Here is a 1,074-nt window from a genome sequence, read left to right as displayed (position 1 = left end):
GGAATGCGCGTTACGTCGGGCAGCGAGACGGAGGCGCCGCCGCGGTGGTAACCATTGCCCGTCGCGGCGAGCGCGCCAAGGGAAACGCCGTGGAACCCGTTGGTGAAGGCGATGACGTTGTTGCGGCCCGTCACCTTGCGGGCAAGCTTCAGTGCGGCTTCCATTGCATTGGTGCCGGTTGGCCCGGTAAACATCAGCCGATGGTCCATGCCCCTCGGCTTCAGGATCAGCCGTTCGAACGTCTCGAGGAAGGCGGCCTTGGCGTCCGTAAACATGTCGAGACCATGCGCCAGTCCGTCGCCTGAGATATGCTCCATCAGAGCCGCCTTCATGTCCGGATCGTTGTGTCCATAGTTCAGCGACGAGCAACCGGCGAGAAAATCGATGTATTTCTTGCCGGCCGCAGAAGTGAGCGTTGCCCCCTCAGCCTTGGTGAATAGGGCGGGAAAGCTGCGGCAATAGCTGCGCGCTTCGGATTCCCTCCGGGCAAAAATCTTCTCATCGTCCGTGGAAGCGGTCGTCATAAAGTCATCCTTTCGGGCTGGATTTGTCTGAGCTGGGAGTGGGCCGGGTTCCCGGAGTTGTTCCGGGCGCACTCAAATGGGTGGAGTTCCCAAACCTCCACCGGGACGCGCGGCACTTAGGCGGCTTGCTCAACGCCCTCGGTGAAGCGGATCGTCACCATATGTTCCGTGGGATGTACCCCGCCGAAATGTATGTTGCTGTCGAAATGCAGCTGCCGCTCAAGGCTGCTGCCCTGCATCTTCGCAAAAGAGGTAAAAAGGGCCCAGCTTGGCGCGTTATCTTCGGTGATCGTGGTCCTGAGGGCCGTCACGTCACGGCAGATCTCACGCGTGACAAGCCTGCTCAACATCTTGCGGGCGATGCCCTTCCCTTGCGCGGACGGCGCGACGGCGACCTGCCAGATGAACAGTGTCTGTGGCTCGTCGGGGATCAGGTATCCGGAAATCCACCCGACAATTGCGCCATCCCGACTTTCGGCAATGATGGAGGTTGCAGCGAAATGATCGCATTGCAGAAGATTGCAGTAGAGCGAGTTCTCATCGAGCGGCT

General features: G+C 60.1%; 2 protein-coding genes. Both read right to left on the bottom strand.

Annotated elements, in window-relative coordinates; genetic code table 11:
* Positions 1–524: aminotransferase class III-fold pyridoxal phosphate-dependent enzyme (locus IEX27_RS21040; protein ID WP_188723025.1), on the bottom strand; the 524-nt coding region annotated here is incomplete at its 3' end.
* 116 nt (positions 525–640) lie between these two features.
* On the bottom strand, positions 641–1,074 hold a 434-nt coding region (gene ectA, locus IEX27_RS21035; RefSeq protein WP_188723024.1), incomplete at its 5' end, for a diaminobutyrate acetyltransferase.

The organism is Nitratireductor aestuarii, from assembly GCF_014641695.1.
In the GTDB taxonomy this organism is placed as follows: domain Bacteria; phylum Pseudomonadota; class Alphaproteobacteria; order Rhizobiales; family Rhizobiaceae; genus Chelativorans; species Chelativorans aestuarii.
This window is presented reverse-complemented; position numbering and strand designations above follow the sequence as displayed.